Origin of the sequence: Enteractinococcus helveticum (assembly GCF_020742345.1) — a bacterium.
In the GTDB taxonomy this organism is placed as follows: domain Bacteria; phylum Actinomycetota; class Actinomycetes; order Actinomycetales; family Micrococcaceae; genus Yaniella; species Yaniella helvetica_A.
Genome location: NZ_DYXC01000144.1, coordinates 1 through 14,453 on the forward strand (window position 1 = coordinate 1; position 14,453 = coordinate 14,453).

Below are 14,453 nucleotides of genomic sequence, written 5' to 3' on the forward strand. Positions count from 1 at the left end.
GCGGTAGCGGAGGGATTTGAACCCTCGGTACGGGGTTGCCGTACAAAGCATTTCGAGTGCTTCACCTTCGGCCGCTCGGACACGCTACCGTGTGTTTACACCCGACCAAGTATACCCGATGGGGCCATGAAAACTAAAATTATCGTTTGCTTGCAAAGAAGTGGCGCAACAGTTCGCCGCACTCATCTGCCAAAACCCCGGCAACGACTTCGACCTGGTGGTTGAGTCGGGGCTCCCTTAAAACATCAAGCACAGACCCGGCTGCTCCCGTTTTTGGTTCCCAGGCGCCAAAGACCACGCGGGGGAGTCGTGACAACACGATTGCTCCGGCACACATTGAACATGGCTCGATCGTCACCGCAAGCGTGCAGTCGGCAAGCTCCCATTCTGAGTCATTCAATGCTTTTACGGCGTTGGCGATGGCAATCATTTCAGCGTGTTTGGTTGGATCGCCGGATTGGCGGGTCGCATTCACCCCAGTGGAAACCAGTCGGCCATCGGGGGAGAAGATGGCGGCTCCGATAGGGACGTCGTCAGTGGCAGCTGCTGTCTGTGCGGCACGAAGAGCCTGACGCATCCAGGAGGCCAGGACGGCGTCGTCAGGCAGCGGTGTAGCAGTAGAAGTGGACACAGGTTTAGCCTAGGCGATCAAGCTAAACTGAGCGCATGCATGTTCATCACATCGATCACCCATTGCTGGCACATAAACTGACGGTCCTTCGGAAAAAGGACACGCCGTCGATGATTTTCCGTCAGGTTACCGAAGAGCTTGTCATGTTATTGGCATACGAGGCGACACGGGATCTTGCAGTGGTTGACGTCGATATCCAAACTCCGGTGACCGCAACGACCGGCAAGGAAATCGCCAAACCTCGCCCATTGGTTGTACCGATTTTGCGGGCAGGGTTGGGGATGCTGGACGGCATGGTTCGTATGGCGCCGACGGCCGAAGTTGGCTTCTTGGGCATGATCCGTGATGACGAAACGTTGAACATTGTTACCTACGCTGAACGCTTGCCAAAAGACCTCACCGGGCGACATGTATTCTTACTAGATCCGATGCTGGCAACGGGTGGCACACTGGCCGAAGCCTGTCGCTTCTTGTATAAGCGCAATGCACGACAAGTGTCGGCGATTTGTTTGCTGGCAGCCCCCGAGGGACTGCAATACCTGCAAGAGCATCTCAACGATATTGACATGAATCTCTACGTTGCAGCCATTGATGATCACTTGGACGACAATGCCTACATTGTGCCGGGTCTGGGCGATGCCGGTGACCGACTTTATGGTGTAGCGGACTAGTCCTTATACAGGTGTATGGATACGTTCGGTGCCAAGAATTCGAATATTACGAGTGAGTTTCCTCACAAAAACGCCCCAAAAGTCCAAATAGTGAGATAAATGTGGGGTGCGCGTTTGCGTTACGAGACTGTTACGCGTCAATGTTGGGGTAGCAGATACCGGCTTGAGTCAGGTTAGGCTCAAGCGTCGTCGGTGGTCACCACCGTTTAGTTTGTTGAAGGAATGACTCTATGACAAGCGCGCCCCAGCAAGGTTACGTTCACATCTCGGTTCGTAATGCACAACGCCGAGCAGAACGAGTAAGGGCCTATCGGGAGGCGGATCAGAACAGGCTGCATGCCGTTCCTTCAGAACAACCTTCAGAAAATGGTGCCGCAGCACCGGTCCATATGGAGACTGAAGCACGTGGTTTCGTGCTCTACGTTGGTATGGATGAACAGGCTGCACTGGCAGCCGGCACCTCCCTGACTCGACTGGCCAACGAATTGCGCCACTACGTTGAGACGTTGGTTCCTGGCGCTGATTCATACGCCGCAGTGGCTATCGCCCCGGCAAATGTTGCCGGTGACGACCTTGACGTCGTTCGTCAAGTCACCGCAGATCCAACAATTCAGCAGGCGATCTCTCCAGAACTGGCTGCAGCTCCGGCTCCAGTATCCACTCGCCAGCCCGGCGTGCTGATTGATCTGGCCCGCCGTGAAGTGCTGCTTGACGGTGAACCATTGAATCTGACATATAAAGAATTCGAGTTGCTCAACTATCTGGTTGAAAACGGTGGTCGTACCGTCAACCGTGAAGAGTTGCTAGAAACCCTGTGGGACGACACCGAAGAAGTCCCTAACGAGCGCACCATCGACGTCCATATTCGTCGCCTGCGCGCCAAACTTGGTCGCCTGTCAGGTACCGTACGTACGGTACGCGGACAAGGCTACCGTTTCTATGAGCATCCAGAGGTTGTTGTCTGGGCTGCGCCGGAATATTCCATCTAGACGGCCGGTTGTTCTGAAGACTTCGCCCTGCCGAGTTCGGTCTGATACGGCTAGACTTGGCAAAGCAGAAGCTTTGAAAGGAGCAACCACATGGCCAGCCGTGACCCCCTACAGTTCTATCTCGACAAATCAAATCCTGAGGCATGGAAGGCCGTCAGAGCATTCGTCAAAGTGGTGGGGGAGGACGCGCGGGCAGCCGGACTGAGCGACCAGCTGATCGAACTGGTCAACCTGCGAGTTTCCCAAATCAACGGGTGTGCATATTGCTTAGCATTGCACACCCGTTACGCCGTTAAAGCAGGCGTTTCTTCCCAACGACTCGGCGCCTTAGCTGCCTGGTGGGAAGCCGAAAACCTCTATACCAAAACCGAACGAGCCGCGCTGCAGCTGGCCGAGCAGGTCACCCAGATTCGTGATATCGATTCGGTCCAAGCAGCCCAGCTGATTTCTTCTACCAACCTGACTGAAGCGCAATACGCGGCAGTACATTGGCTGGCCATGGCTATGAACCTGACCAATCGCGTCTCAATCCTTTCCCACCACCCTGTGCAACCTTCAAAAGAGACCCAGGCGGCGCTAAAGGATACGCCGTGACAAATCTAGACCCTAATCCAGAACTGATCGACTACAACATGCCCGAGCAGGCCGAGGGCCTTGCACCAGGCTTTGCAGAAAAATACGGCACCGATTACATCGTGGAAGTTCTGGAACCCCGCGCAGTACCACTGGGCGGACCACGAGCCATGACGGTCCAGCGCACGATCCCACAGCGCGCCCGCTCATTGATCGGCGCCTGGTGCTTCTTGGACTACTTTGGACCCGACGACGTCGCACGATCCGGCGGTATGCGGGTAGCCCGACACCCACACACTGGGCTGGCCACCGTGTCCTGGCTATTTGAGGGTCGCATCGACCATATCGACTCCGCAGGAAACTGGGCGCTAGTGCGACCCGGAGAAGTTAACCTCATGAGTGCCGGATTCGGCATTACACACTCCGAACATTCGACCTCCGACACCACGATCTTGCACGGAGTGCAGTTGTGGTACGCCTTCCCAGAAGAACACCGCTTCACGGAACCACACCTGGACCAGTACCGTCCCGAAACGGTCACCGGGGATGGTTGGGAGGCCAAAGTCGCCATCGGCTCCCTGCTGGGTTCAACCTCACCGGTCGAAACCTACAGTCCGCTCTGTGCTGCAGAGATTCGACTTGAACCGCACACCACGCTGAATATCGACGTGCCCGCCGAGCATGAGCACGGCCTGTTAGCTGTCGAATGCACCGCAAATTTCAATGGCGCGTTAATCGAAGAAAACCACCTGGGATATCTCGGCACCGGTGTCACACAACTGCAGCTAAGCTGCGGTGAACACCCCATCAGGGTGATGCTTGTTGGTGGTGAACCCCTCAACGAAGATATCGTGATGTGGTGGAACTTCGTTGGCCGATCCCACCATGAGATCGCACGGTGGCGCCAGCGCTACCAAGCAGAAATGGGGTTCGAACCGCCAGCCGAGGGATCACCACTGGTAGGCCATGACCTCGATACCGCCATCGCGGGTCCACTGCTTGATGAGCTTTTACCCAGCGTCTACCCAGATGGCACAAGCTTCCCGCAATACGGACAATTCCCGCCAGACGAACCCCCACCCCTGCCGGCGCCGGCATTGCCTACACTGCCCATGAAACCCCGTCAAAATCCACCAACCGCTGCCCGCCGCAAGCCGCAGGAGGACCGATGACCACCCCAACCGTAGACAACCCGAAATTCGTTGAAGAAGAAGGCCTTACCGGTATGATTGTCGACGATACGGACAACATTGCCGCCCGCGAATATTACGCCGACCATGTCACCGCCGAAGGTATCAAACAGCGCGTATTTATTTCGACACACACCGATGAAGACTATCGGGGTCAAGGACTGGCCGGAAAAGTTGTGCAATACACACTCGATAAGGCCCTCGACGAAGGATATCGCATTGTCGCGGTCTGTCCGTATGTGAAATCGTGGCTCGAAAAGCACGGTGATTCACGCTATGAACAGGCCCTCGACACGCCGCGACCAGAACACTTTCCCCAGAAAGGCTGATATGACCGAACCACGCTGGTTCCGTGATGAGGAATCCTTTGGTGTCTATGACGACGGCGACGTGATCGCCCGGAACCTCTATCGAGACGTCCAAGGTGCTGAAGGGACCAAACAACGCATATTCCCTAGCATTCACGTTCGGCCCGACCACCGGCACGTTGGCCTGGCTGGACGACTGACAAAATACTCGATGGATATCACAATCCAAGAGGGTTATCGGGTCGTACCGATCTGTCCGTACGTGGCCCAATGGATGCGTGAGTATGACGACGGGGCATACCTGAAGTACCGTGACGAGCCAGCGGGGGAGCATTTCGTTGCTGACTGATCGAAGCGACCACAAACGGCTTATCGTCCTGCGCCACGGCAAAGCAGCATACCCACCCGTGCCAGATCACGAACGACCGCTTGCCCAACGCGGCAACCAGGAAGCACCAGCAGCTGGTCGTTGGCTGGTCGAACAAGGCATCTATCCTGACGCCATCATCACCTCCGATGCGGTCCGAACCCGTCAGACGACCACGTGGGTCATAAGCGAACTCGGTGACAAGGCTCCAACCCCTTACCTAGACTCCCGACTATATATGGCACCGGCCTCGCGAGTGCTAGCAGTTGTCAACGAGGTCGAAGAACAAGTCCGCACGCTCATGCTGGTGGGGCACATGCCCTGGGTTCAGGAACTGGGCATGCGTTTGGCATCCGTGGATTCCGAAGAACACGCAGTCATTGAGATGGCCGAACGATATCCCACGCTCGGGCTCATGGTCTTTGAGGTGCCAGGACAGTGGGCTAGTCTCGACGGTCGGGACGCCAAAATGACACACTTCGTCGTCCCGCGTTAGCTCCGGGGCCGACTGAACACCATGTGCAAGATCACAAACAGTGCGGCAAGTGTTGCCACGCTGATACACACCACAGCCGCCCACAACGGCAATGGCACAAACATCGTGACCGATAGGGTAATAATGGCCACACCCAGGACTACCCGTTGCCACGCCATGATGTAACCTCCAGAAATCAACCGACGTCTCACCAGGCAAAATCACACGGCACATCAAACGGTCATGGTGCGGCGTAAGCGACCCATGTGGCGAGAACCGTTTGGGAGAAACGAAAAGCCCCTGAGATCTTTTCTGCAAATGATCTCAAGGGCCGAGGATCCGCACGATAATGCGAAAGTTCTAAGCGCGCCCTAAGGGATTCGAACCCCTGACCTTCTGTTCCGTAGACAGACGCTCTATCCAGCTGAGCTAAGGGCGCTGAAGCAACGAGATATAACTATACTCCGAGTTCTTGAAAATGCAAAATCGATTTGGCGCTCATCTCCACAATTGTGTGTTCCGGGTGAAAAGTAACGTGGAAAAAGCCACCACTGCGATATTGAATGATCGCAAAAAGCCCGGGATTCCGCCATAATGGGACATAACTGTCGCAGAATATAGTGTTGTTGGTCACCTTTACCTGTTAAGGTGACAGGAATATTGTCTCTGGGCGAAGTTTGGATGAATCATCTTGCCCGTTGCCTGGAAACAGGCTGCTAAAGTATGCGACATAGACTCTCGTTCCGACCGGAACGGTTCGCAGCACGACGACGTGCTGGTATTGTCATGCTGCGGTTGGTAAGTCGATACGAAAAAGGATCCACATGGTTGAAAACGCCGCCTCTGGTCTGGCTGCACAGATCGAGGACACCGCACCCACCAAACACAAATCACTTTTGGAATGGGTCAAAGAAACAGCGGAGCTGACCCAACCGGACTCTGTCTATTGGGTGAATGGTTCGCAAGAAGAATACGATCGCATCGCACAAGAAATGGTCGATGCTGGTTCACTGGTTCGTCTCACGGACCCGCAGTTTCCGAACTCTTATGCGGCTTTCTCTGATCCCGCCGATGTTGCGCGAGTAGAGTCGCGGACGTTTATCTGCTCTGAAAAAGAAGAAGACGCGGGTTTTACCAATAACTGGAAAGACCCATCCGAGATGAAAGCCATCCTCAACGAGGCTTTCGACGGCGCCATGCGCGGCCGCACAATGTACGTCGTCCCATTTGTCATGGGTCCACTGGATGCTAAGAATCCAAAATTCGGCGTGGAAATCACCGACAGCCCATATGTTGTCCTGTCCATGCGCATCATGGCACTCGTTGGTAGTGATGTTCTGCGGAAGATTGAAGAAACCGATGCGTTCTTCGTCCCAGCGCTGCACTCCGTAGGTGCACCACTAGAAGAGGGCCAAGAAGACGTGCCCTGGCCATCCAATGACACCAAATGGATCGTGCACTTCCCAGAAGAACGCTCCATTGTTTCCTACGGTTCCGGCTACGGCGGTAACGCCCTGCTCGGCAAGAAGGCCTACTCGTTACGCATCGCCTCAGCAATGGCACGTGATGAAGGCTGGATGGCTGAGCACATGCTCATCTTGAAGCTCACCAGCCCAGAAGGTAAGTCCTACACGATCACCGGAGCCTTCCCATCAGCAACGGGTAAAACCAACTTGGCGCTGATCGATCCGACCCTCGACGGGTGGACAGCTGAGACCCTTGGTGACGACATCGCTTGGATCACACCAAATGACGACAACGAACTGCGCGTCGTCAACCCAGAATACGGTTTCTTCGGCGTTGCACCAGGCACCGGTTGGCACACCAACCCCAACGCAATGCGCGCCATCAGCAAAGGCAACACCATCTTCACCAACGTCGCCCTGACTCCAGAAGGTGGCGTCTGGTGGGAAGGTTTGACCAAAGAAAAACCAGCCAAGCTCACCGACTGGTTGGGTAACGAATGGACACCGGAATCTGCGACTCCGGCCGCCCACCCGAACTCCCGGTTCTGCACGCCGATCGACCAGACCGACATGCTGGCCGAAGAATACTACAGCCCAGACGGCATCAAACTCGACGCCATCCTCTTTGGCGGTCGTCGTGACAACGCTATCCCGCTGGTTACGGAAGCCCGCTCATGGCAGGACGGCGTCTTTAAGGGAGCAACCTTGTCTTCCGCACAAACCGCGGCTGCGGAAGGTACCGTCGGTGTTGTCCGTCGCGACCCCATGGCCATGCTGCCATTCATTGGTTATGCCGCCGGTGACTACGTGCAAAACTGGTTAGACATGGAAGACAAAATCGGTGAAGCAAATATGCCGAAAATCTTCCTGGTCAACTGGTTCCGTCGCAACGACGCAGGCAAATTCTCCTGGCCCGGCTTCGGCGAAAACTCACGCGTTCTCAAATGGGTTGTCGAACGTCTTGAAGGCCAGGGCCAAGGTACCGAAACACCAATCGGTGTCGTCCCAACCGAAGATGCACTGGATTTGACCGGTCTGGATATCTCCAAAGATAACCTGATCAACTCAATCCAGTTCGTGGCTGAAGAATGGCACGACGAGATCCCAATGATCGAAGAATGGTTCACGAAATTCGGTGACAAGCTGCCAGCAGCCATGACCGAAGAACTCGAAGGTCTCAAGAAACGTCTTGGTCTAAAGAACTAAGATTTCCCCAACATGGTCAACCGGGTCTGCATTCGCAGGCCCGGTTGATTAGGTTAACAGACATGGCTTCCTTATACGATGATGCAACCCAGGTCCTATCCGAACTCGTGGGAAAACCGGCAACCTTCCACGACGGACAATACGAAGCGATTGAGGCCATCGTTGCCGATCGTCGGCGGGGACTGGTTGTACAACGCACCGGCTGGGGCAAATCTGCCGTCTATTTTGTCGCCACCGCCTTGTTACGCAAACAGGGTCACGGCCCCACGTTGATCATCTCACCGCTCCTGGCGCTCATGGCCGATCAGGTCGCCGCAGCACAACGAGCCGGAATCGTAGCTGAGTCCATCAACTCAACCAACGCTGCCGCCTGGGATGAGATCTCCCAGCGTTTGGCACGCAACGAGATCGACGTCCTCCTGATCTCTCCAGAGCGACTCAACAACCCGGTCTTTCGCGATACTCAGTTACCGGATCTCACCGAGCGGCTAGGACTGTTAGTCATCGATGAAGCGCACTGTATTTCTGATTGGGGTCATGACTTCCGTCCAGACTACCGACGCATTGGTGCCGTCATTGAGCGGCTCCCCAATACTCCCATCCTCGCCACGACGGCGACCGCGAACCAACGTGTGGTCGAAGATGTCATTGAACAACTCGGCAACAATGTCTTTGTCACCCGCGGACCGCTGGCGAGATCCTCGCTGCGATTGTCGGTGCTACCGGTTGCGGATGCCGCCACACGTATCGGATGGCTGATCGATCACCTGAATGACTTTGAATCTTCTGGCATTATTTACACGCTGACCGTGTCAGCAGCCGAAGACATCGCCCAAGCCCTACAGGCCGCCGGGCACAACGTAGCCGCCTATACCGGCGCTACCGCAGTGGAAGAGCGCAGCGAGCTGGAAGCAGCCCTGAAAGACAATCAAGTCAAAGCCCTGGTGGCAACCTCTGCCCTGGGGATGGGATTCGATAAACCCGACTTAGGCTTTGTTGTGCACTTTGGAGCACCGTCGTCACCGGTGTCGTACTACCAGCACATTGGACGCGCCGGGCGTGGCACCGAACACGCCGAAGCAGTCCTGTTGCCCGGACATGAAGACCAACGGATCTGGGAGTATTTCGCAACCGCCTCAATGCCAAATGCGGACATCGCCCATCAGGTGCTCCAAGTCGCCTCGGCACCGCTTTCAGTACCAGCGCTATCCGCCCGGGTCGACCTGTCTGTTTCTCGGCTTGAACTGTTATTGAAGATCTTGGCCGTGGATGACGTGATGATCCGGACCAAGGGTGGCTGGCAGGCCACCGGCGAACCATGGGTCTATGACACGCAACGCTATGAGCATGTCGCAGCCCAACGAGTAGCGGAACAAGACCTCATGATCCAATACCAGCGCACCAAGCAATGTCGTATGCGTTTCCTATCAGAAACCCTGGATGATCCATACGCCGCCAATTGTGGTCGCTGTGATAATTGTGTGGGTTCATGGCACCAGCTCGAAATATCTGCTGAAGCTCGAGGACAAGCAAGCCAGGTGTTGTCGCGACCCGGTGTTGAGATTGCCCCACGACGCATGTGGCCTACCGGGATGCCAAATCTCGGGGTCGAGTTGAAAGGCAAAATTAGTTTGCAGGCCGAAACCGGTCGAGCACTTGCGCGACTCACCGATCTGGGCTGGGGAGGAACGTTACGTGCCCTCCAGGATCCTGCCACCCCGGATGCCCCGATCAGCCAGGCGTTGGTGAAAGCTGTCGTCGAAGTGCTTACCGACTGGAACTGGGCGCAGCGTCCCATCGCGGTGGTGTCCATGCCCTCGCCGATGCGACCGCAGTTAGTGAACTCGCTAGCACAGGCGATCTCACAGATCGGACAGCTGCCCTATCTGGGCGAATTGGTTTGGAACGGACCCGTGGAGAACCCAGCGACAAACAGTGCATTCAGACTAGCTCAGGTTATCGAGCGCTACAGTGTGCCTCAGCCGCTTCGCCAGATGCTGGCAACGGCGCCAGAACCCGGCCCGGTGTTACTCGTCGATGACTTCGCGAACACCAAATGGTCGCTGACCGTTGCTGCGGTTCGACTGCGCGAAGCCGGGGCCCAAGGCATCTTGCCTTTGACGCTGGGAACAAGCTAAGACCGAATAATGCCCAGCACGGAATCACGTAACCATTCCATGGTTGCAGTATCCGGTGCCTCGGCATTAAACCGCAGCAGTGGCTCCGTATTTGACGGACGGATATTGAACCACCACGTGCCGTCAGCGGCTGCCACAGTCGTGCCGTCCAAGGTCGAAACCTCAACTTCCACTCCAGGATCGAATTCGGCCAGCACGGTGGCAATCGTTGCCGCCTGGTCATCAACCTGTGAGTTAATCTCCCCAGAAGCCACATACGGGGAATACTGCCTTGCCAGTTCTGAGGCCGGAGCGTTCTCGGTGCCCAGCATAGCCAGCACGTGCATTGCTGCAAGCATCCCGGTATCGGCATTGAAGAAATCACGGAAATAATAGTGAGCAGAGTGTTCGCCACCAAACACCGCGCAGTGCTCGGCCATGTAGGCCTTGATGAAGGAATGCCCCACACGGGTTTTAATGGCCCGGCCACCAGCCTTCGCGACAACCTCCGGCACAATCCGCGACGTGATGAGATTGTAAATAATAACCGGTGTAGCCTCCCCGGCAGCTTTCGCTCGAGCAATCTCACGTACCGCGACCATCGCAGTGATAGCCGACGGCGAGATCGGTTCGCCCTGCTCATCGACCACAAAGCACCGGTCAGCGTCGCCGTCAAAAGCCAACCCAAGATCGGCGTCATGCTCGCGGACCGCAGCCTGCAGATCCACCAGATTTGCTGGTTCAATCGGGTTGGCGGGGTGATTCGGGAACGTGCCATCCAGCTCGAAATACAACGGAATAATGTCAATTGGTAAAGACGCCAACACCTCATCGCCCAAGACTGCAGGCGTGGTATACCCGGCCATACCATTGCCGGCATCAACCACAATTTTCAACGGCCGGATGGCTGACAAATCAACCAGCGAGCGCAAATATTGGGCGTATTCTGTCAAAGTGTTGCGCTGCACTACGTCACCGGGACGCTCAACGGCCTCAAGGAATCCCAAATTCAAATATCCTTGAGCCAACCGTTGAATATCGGCAAGACCGCTATCTGATGAAATCGGCACTGCCCCGGCACGCGTCATTTTCATGCCGTTGTACCCGGCCGGATTATGCGAGGCCGTGAATACCACGCCCGGGGCATTTAGCACACCGGAGGCGTGATACAACATATCGGTGGAGATCAGGCCCAGTTGTACGACGTCGGCGCCAGCTGCCGTGACGCCCCGGGTGAAAGCCTCGAGATATTCTTGGGACGACGGTCGCATATCACCGCCCACTAACACCTCGGTTGCGCCGGTGACTTCGACAAAGGCGAAGCCCACCGCCAGCGCCACATCGGCGTTGATGGTGATGTTTTCAATGCCACGAACGTCGTAGGCTTTGAAACTTTCAGAAAGGTCCACAGCAGGATGGTCAAAAGCAATCTTCACAATTGCTGAGTCTAACCCGAAACCACCACCAGAATAGAAATACCATCCCCGAACCACAGATGGTGCACAATGAGCATCACGACGACGAAAGGTAACCATGCACCCGCCGATCAATCCCGACGCACACACTGGGCAACTGTGGATGGGACACGCTCCCAAAACTGCGGGATTTCGGCGACTAATCACCGGGCTCTTCTTCGCCGGGGTAGCGACCTTTGCCCAACTCTATTCACCACAGGGCCTGCTCCCGCTCATCGCCACGGACCTGCAGGTTACCGCTGACCAGGCGGCACTACTCATTTCAGCCTCCACCATCGGACTTGCGGCAGCTGTTATCCCATGGTCCTTTGTCGGGGACCGGTTAGGCCGAAAACCCGCCATGACCATTTCCATTATTGCAGCCAGCCTGTTTGGCCTCGGAGCAACACTGGCCCCAACCTTCGGCTTCATACTGGGCTTTCGAATTCTTGAAGGCGTTGCACTCGGTGGCGTGCCCGCGCTAGCGATGGCCTATCTCAACGAAGAAGTCCACCCGGCGTCTGCGGGACAATCCGCCGGCACCTTCATCGCCGGGACAGTCCTTGGTGGACTGCTGGGCCGGATTGTTGCCGCACCCATCGGCGAATGGTACCACTGGCGGTTCGGCATGGGTGCTGTACTCGGAGTCGCCATTGCCTCAGCCGTGTGTTTTCTCTTCCTGACTCCCACAGCCAAGAAATTTGACCCCACGACGACGTCGATCCGCCAAGCCATCACCGCCATCACTACGAATCTGCGTTCCCCGGTGCTGGTCGTTATGTATCTGCAAGGCATGCTGCTCATGGGCGGATTTGTCGCAGTATATAATTTCTTAGGGTTCTATCTGGTCGATGATCCTTTCAATCTTCCAGTATCCGTGGTGTCTCTGGTGTTTCTGGCCTACCTCACGGGGACTGTCAGCTCCCCGTGGGCCGGACGGATGGCTGCTAGGTATCGTCCCTCTCGGGTGCTGATGGCGCTGAGCGCCACGATGATCGCGGCAATGCTGCTGACCTTGGTTCCCAACATTTGGGTACTGCTGATCGGTGTACTGGTCTTCACAGGAGCATTCTTTGGTGCCCACTCGGTGGCCTCCGGGTGGGCAGGTGCTGCCGCTGAAGGCGGTCGGGCACAATCTACGTCGCTATATAACTTGTGCTACTACGCAGGCTCATCTATCTTCGGATGGCTTGGTGGCATCTTCCTGCGACACTTCGGCTGGTCTGGAACCGTGCTGATGACCGTAGGGTTGACGACGGTAGCGCTGGCCGTTACTGCATTGTTGTACTTTTTTGTTGTCCAACCGCGAATTAATGCGGCCCAAGAGCCGAACTCAACTCACAGCTAGGCACTTGACAGTACAATAGGCGGCATGGAGTTCATTATCCCACTGCTGTTGCTTGTGGTTTCAGCGCTATTGGTGTGGGGCCTTATTGTTATATTAGGCCGTTCCGTTGGAGCAACCAGCACCACCAATGCGAAGTCGCCAGCAAGCCCCCGGGGCAAATCACCTGCACTATTTGACCGGATGTCTGAAGAAGGTGCGGTGGCTGCTGCCGCGCGCCTGGATGAAGACACCCATAACAAGGTGTACCGGTATCTAGCCGTGGGCCAATTAGCTCAAGCCGCCGAAATCTATCATCGAGCCACAGGCGTCGGTCGCATCGAAGCTTTCGTAGACGTCCAAGCGCTCTACCAGTTCCCTCAGGAACACAGCGTGCAAGCGCCACTGGAAGATGTTGCCGGAACAGATCCATTCATCCCAGATGATAACGCAGCCGATCAACAAATCACCGATCTAACGGTTCCCACCGATTGGCTCAATGAAGCTGCTGAGCTGCCAAAACCGCAGCGTTTCGAGATCCAAATTCATCGTGGCGACGAAACCATCTCCTTGTCATCGGAGGACCTGGCACCGTGGATTCGCGACCAGATTGAGGCCATGGTTCGTGACGAACACTTCGACGACGCAGCTGAAACGCTTACCGAGCACACCGCACTGGAACTGCGCGAAGCTCAGGACCTCATCAAAATTATTGTCCAGCAAATTCATGCTGCTGACGATGAGGGCAAAGACTAACCAACATATCTTCAACCGAACGAAAAACGCGCCTTAGAATCCATTTTCTAAGGCGCGTTTTGCTATGAAAACATGTTTAGACGTCGTCCTCGGCGACTGGGCCGCCTTCTGCTTCCCAGCGATCAAGCTGACGAGTCTTTGCCGACGAGTGCTTCAGACGAACACCGTAACCGCCGGCTTCAGAATCGGGCAGGAATAGCGCCCCGTGTTCAATCAGCACATCCTTGATAGCCTGCTTACTATCATCGGGAAGGTTGATGATGCCGCGCTCAAACTTGCGAATCTGGCTGCGTTCAATACCGGTCTCGTCTGCGATATACCAAGTCGAAATACCGACGAGTGCCCGACCAGCTCGCGCGAGGGCAGAATTGAAAACATCGTGCTGTGTCATATTTTTCGTTCCCATCTATCTACTGATCGAGGTCATTCAGCCGAGTGCAAGGGATGAATGACTTTGGTATCACCTTCCATAGTAGTCCGAAGCCAAACTGACATGACAGTTTGTCATCTAGGGCCGCAGCTTTTGACCAAGCATTTGACGATTCCCCGGAGCAGCATTTTTAGTATCAACCAGGAAATGTATACAAAGTGAAAATAATGGCCTTTAAAAGAGTCCTAGCCGAAGGTCACGCTGCGCGGCTATGGCACTACCACTTAGGAACAGTCCAGTACGCCGCAGAACTTGGGGCACAGTTTGGATTGATACCACGCGTCGAGACCACTAGCTCGATTGGTCACATTTTTTGGAAGAATGGGGACAGCCCCGGAAACTTTGGCTTGTTTCCGGGGCAGAACTGGCGGAGGCGGGGGGATTCGAACCCCCGGTCCGCGTTACACAGACCCTTCATTAGCAGTGAAGTCCAATCGGCCTCTCTGGCACGCCTCCAGGTTATTGAACGGCAAAGTGCGCTCAAATAACCCTCTTA

General features: G+C 55.6%; 15 protein-coding genes and 3 tRNA genes. 11 read left to right on the plus strand and 7 right to left on the minus strand.

The window, feature by feature from the left end:
• Window position 1 precedes the first annotated feature (1 nt).
• Window positions 2-89, minus strand: a tRNA-Ser gene (locus tag K8V32_RS12600).
• A 50-nt stretch (window positions 90-139) separates the two neighbouring features.
• Window positions 140-577 carry a nucleoside deaminase gene (locus K8V32_RS12605; RefSeq protein WP_303908110.1) on the minus strand — a complete coding sequence of 146 codons (438 nt, stop codon included), beginning with the start codon at window positions 575-577 and terminating at the stop codon, window positions 140-142.
• A gap of 89 nt (window positions 578-666) precedes the next feature.
• Here K8V32_RS12605 and upp point away from each other — a divergent pair, with 89 nt between their 5' ends.
• From upp to K8V32_RS12640, 7 genes are all read left to right on the plus strand, one after another.
• Complete coding sequence (upp, locus tag K8V32_RS12610; protein WP_303908073.1) at window positions 667-1,302, plus strand: uracil phosphoribosyltransferase; 636 nt, start codon at window positions 667-669, stop codon at window positions 1,300-1,302.
• 230 nt (window positions 1,303-1,532) lie between these two features.
• On the plus strand, window positions 1,533-2,291 hold the full coding sequence (locus tag K8V32_RS12615) for a winged helix-turn-helix domain-containing protein (protein ID WP_043056719.1): 759 nt from the start codon (window positions 1,533-1,535) through the stop codon (window positions 2,289-2,291).
• Between the two features lie 90 nt (window positions 2,292-2,381).
• The gene (locus tag K8V32_RS12620) at window positions 2,382-2,885 is read left to right on the plus strand and encodes a carboxymuconolactone decarboxylase family protein (protein WP_303908080.1); all 504 of its coding nucleotides are present in this window, start codon (window positions 2,382-2,384) and stop codon (window positions 2,883-2,885) included.
• Complete coding sequence (locus K8V32_RS12625) at window positions 2,882-4,036, plus strand: pirin family protein (RefSeq protein WP_303908083.1); 1,155 nt, start codon at window positions 2,882-2,884, stop codon at window positions 4,034-4,036. The genes K8V32_RS12620 and K8V32_RS12625 overlap by 4 nt, the downstream gene beginning before the upstream one ends.
• On the plus strand, window positions 4,033-4,383 hold the full coding sequence (locus K8V32_RS12630; protein ID WP_303908086.1) for a GNAT family N-acetyltransferase: 351 nt from the start codon (window positions 4,033-4,035) through the stop codon (window positions 4,381-4,383). Before K8V32_RS12625 ends, K8V32_RS12630 begins: the two co-directional genes overlap by 4 nt.
• Window position 4,384: 1 nt before the next feature.
• Window positions 4,385-4,711: a GNAT family N-acetyltransferase gene (locus tag K8V32_RS12635; RefSeq protein ID WP_303908089.1), complete on the plus strand. Its 327-nt coding sequence runs from the start codon at window positions 4,385-4,387 to the stop codon at window positions 4,709-4,711.
• On the plus strand, window positions 4,704-5,225 hold the full coding sequence (locus K8V32_RS12640; protein WP_303908113.1) for a SixA phosphatase family protein: 522 nt from the start codon (window positions 4,704-4,706) through the stop codon (window positions 5,223-5,225). The genes K8V32_RS12635 and K8V32_RS12640 overlap by 8 nt, the downstream gene beginning before the upstream one ends.
• Here the strand turns inward: K8V32_RS12640 and K8V32_RS12645 are convergent.
• Window positions 5,222-5,383: a hypothetical protein gene (locus K8V32_RS12645; RefSeq protein WP_303908092.1), complete on the minus strand. Its 162-nt coding sequence runs from the start codon at window positions 5,381-5,383 to the stop codon at window positions 5,222-5,224. The genes K8V32_RS12640 and K8V32_RS12645 overlap by 4 nt on opposite strands.
• 186 nt (window positions 5,384-5,569) lie before the next feature.
• Window positions 5,570-5,643 (minus strand) — tRNA-Arg (locus K8V32_RS12650).
• A gap of 385 nt (window positions 5,644-6,028) precedes the next feature.
• Between K8V32_RS12650 and K8V32_RS12655 the strand changes: the two genes are divergently transcribed.
• Together K8V32_RS12655 and K8V32_RS12660 are read left to right on the plus strand one after the other, a co-directional pair.
• On the plus strand, window positions 6,029-7,876 hold the full coding sequence (locus tag K8V32_RS12655; RefSeq protein WP_303908095.1) for a phosphoenolpyruvate carboxykinase (GTP): 1,848 nt from the start codon (window positions 6,029-6,031) through the stop codon (window positions 7,874-7,876).
• A 62-nt stretch (window positions 7,877-7,938) separates the two neighbouring features.
• On the plus strand, window positions 7,939-10,014 hold the full coding sequence (locus tag K8V32_RS12660; RefSeq protein WP_303908098.1) for a RecQ family ATP-dependent DNA helicase: 2,076 nt from the start codon (window positions 7,939-7,941) through the stop codon (window positions 10,012-10,014).
• On the opposite strand, the gene K8V32_RS12665 is transcribed toward K8V32_RS12660, so the two are convergent.
• Window positions 10,011-11,423: a phosphomannomutase/phosphoglucomutase gene (locus K8V32_RS12665; protein ID WP_303908115.1), complete on the minus strand. Its 1,413-nt coding sequence runs from the start codon at window positions 11,421-11,423 to the stop codon at window positions 10,011-10,013. The genes K8V32_RS12660 and K8V32_RS12665 overlap by 4 nt on opposite strands.
• Window positions 11,424-11,526: 103 nt before the next feature.
• Between K8V32_RS12665 and K8V32_RS12670 the strand changes: the two genes are divergently transcribed.
• Both K8V32_RS12670 and K8V32_RS12675 read left to right on the plus strand, forming a co-directional pair.
• Window positions 11,527-12,795, plus strand: a complete 1,269-nt coding sequence (locus K8V32_RS12670) for an MFS transporter (RefSeq protein ID WP_303908101.1) — start codon at window positions 11,527-11,529, stop codon at window positions 12,793-12,795.
• A 24-nt stretch (window positions 12,796-12,819) separates the two neighbouring features.
• Entirely contained in the window at window positions 12,820-13,527 is a 708-nt protein-coding gene (locus K8V32_RS12675; RefSeq protein ID WP_303908104.1) for a hypothetical protein, read from the plus strand.
• Window positions 13,528-13,603: 76 nt separating this feature from the next.
• On the opposite strand, the gene K8V32_RS12680 is transcribed toward K8V32_RS12675, so the two are convergent.
• Together K8V32_RS12680 and K8V32_RS12685 are read right to left on the minus strand one after the other, a co-directional pair.
• A complete protein-coding gene (locus K8V32_RS12680; RefSeq protein WP_303908107.1) occupies window positions 13,604-13,918 on the minus strand; it encodes an XRE family transcriptional regulator in 315 nt (104 codons plus the stop codon).
• 404 nt (window positions 13,919-14,322) lie between these two features.
• Window positions 14,323-14,413 (minus strand) — tRNA-Ser (locus K8V32_RS12685).
• Between the last annotated feature and the right edge of the window lie 40 nt (window positions 14,414-14,453).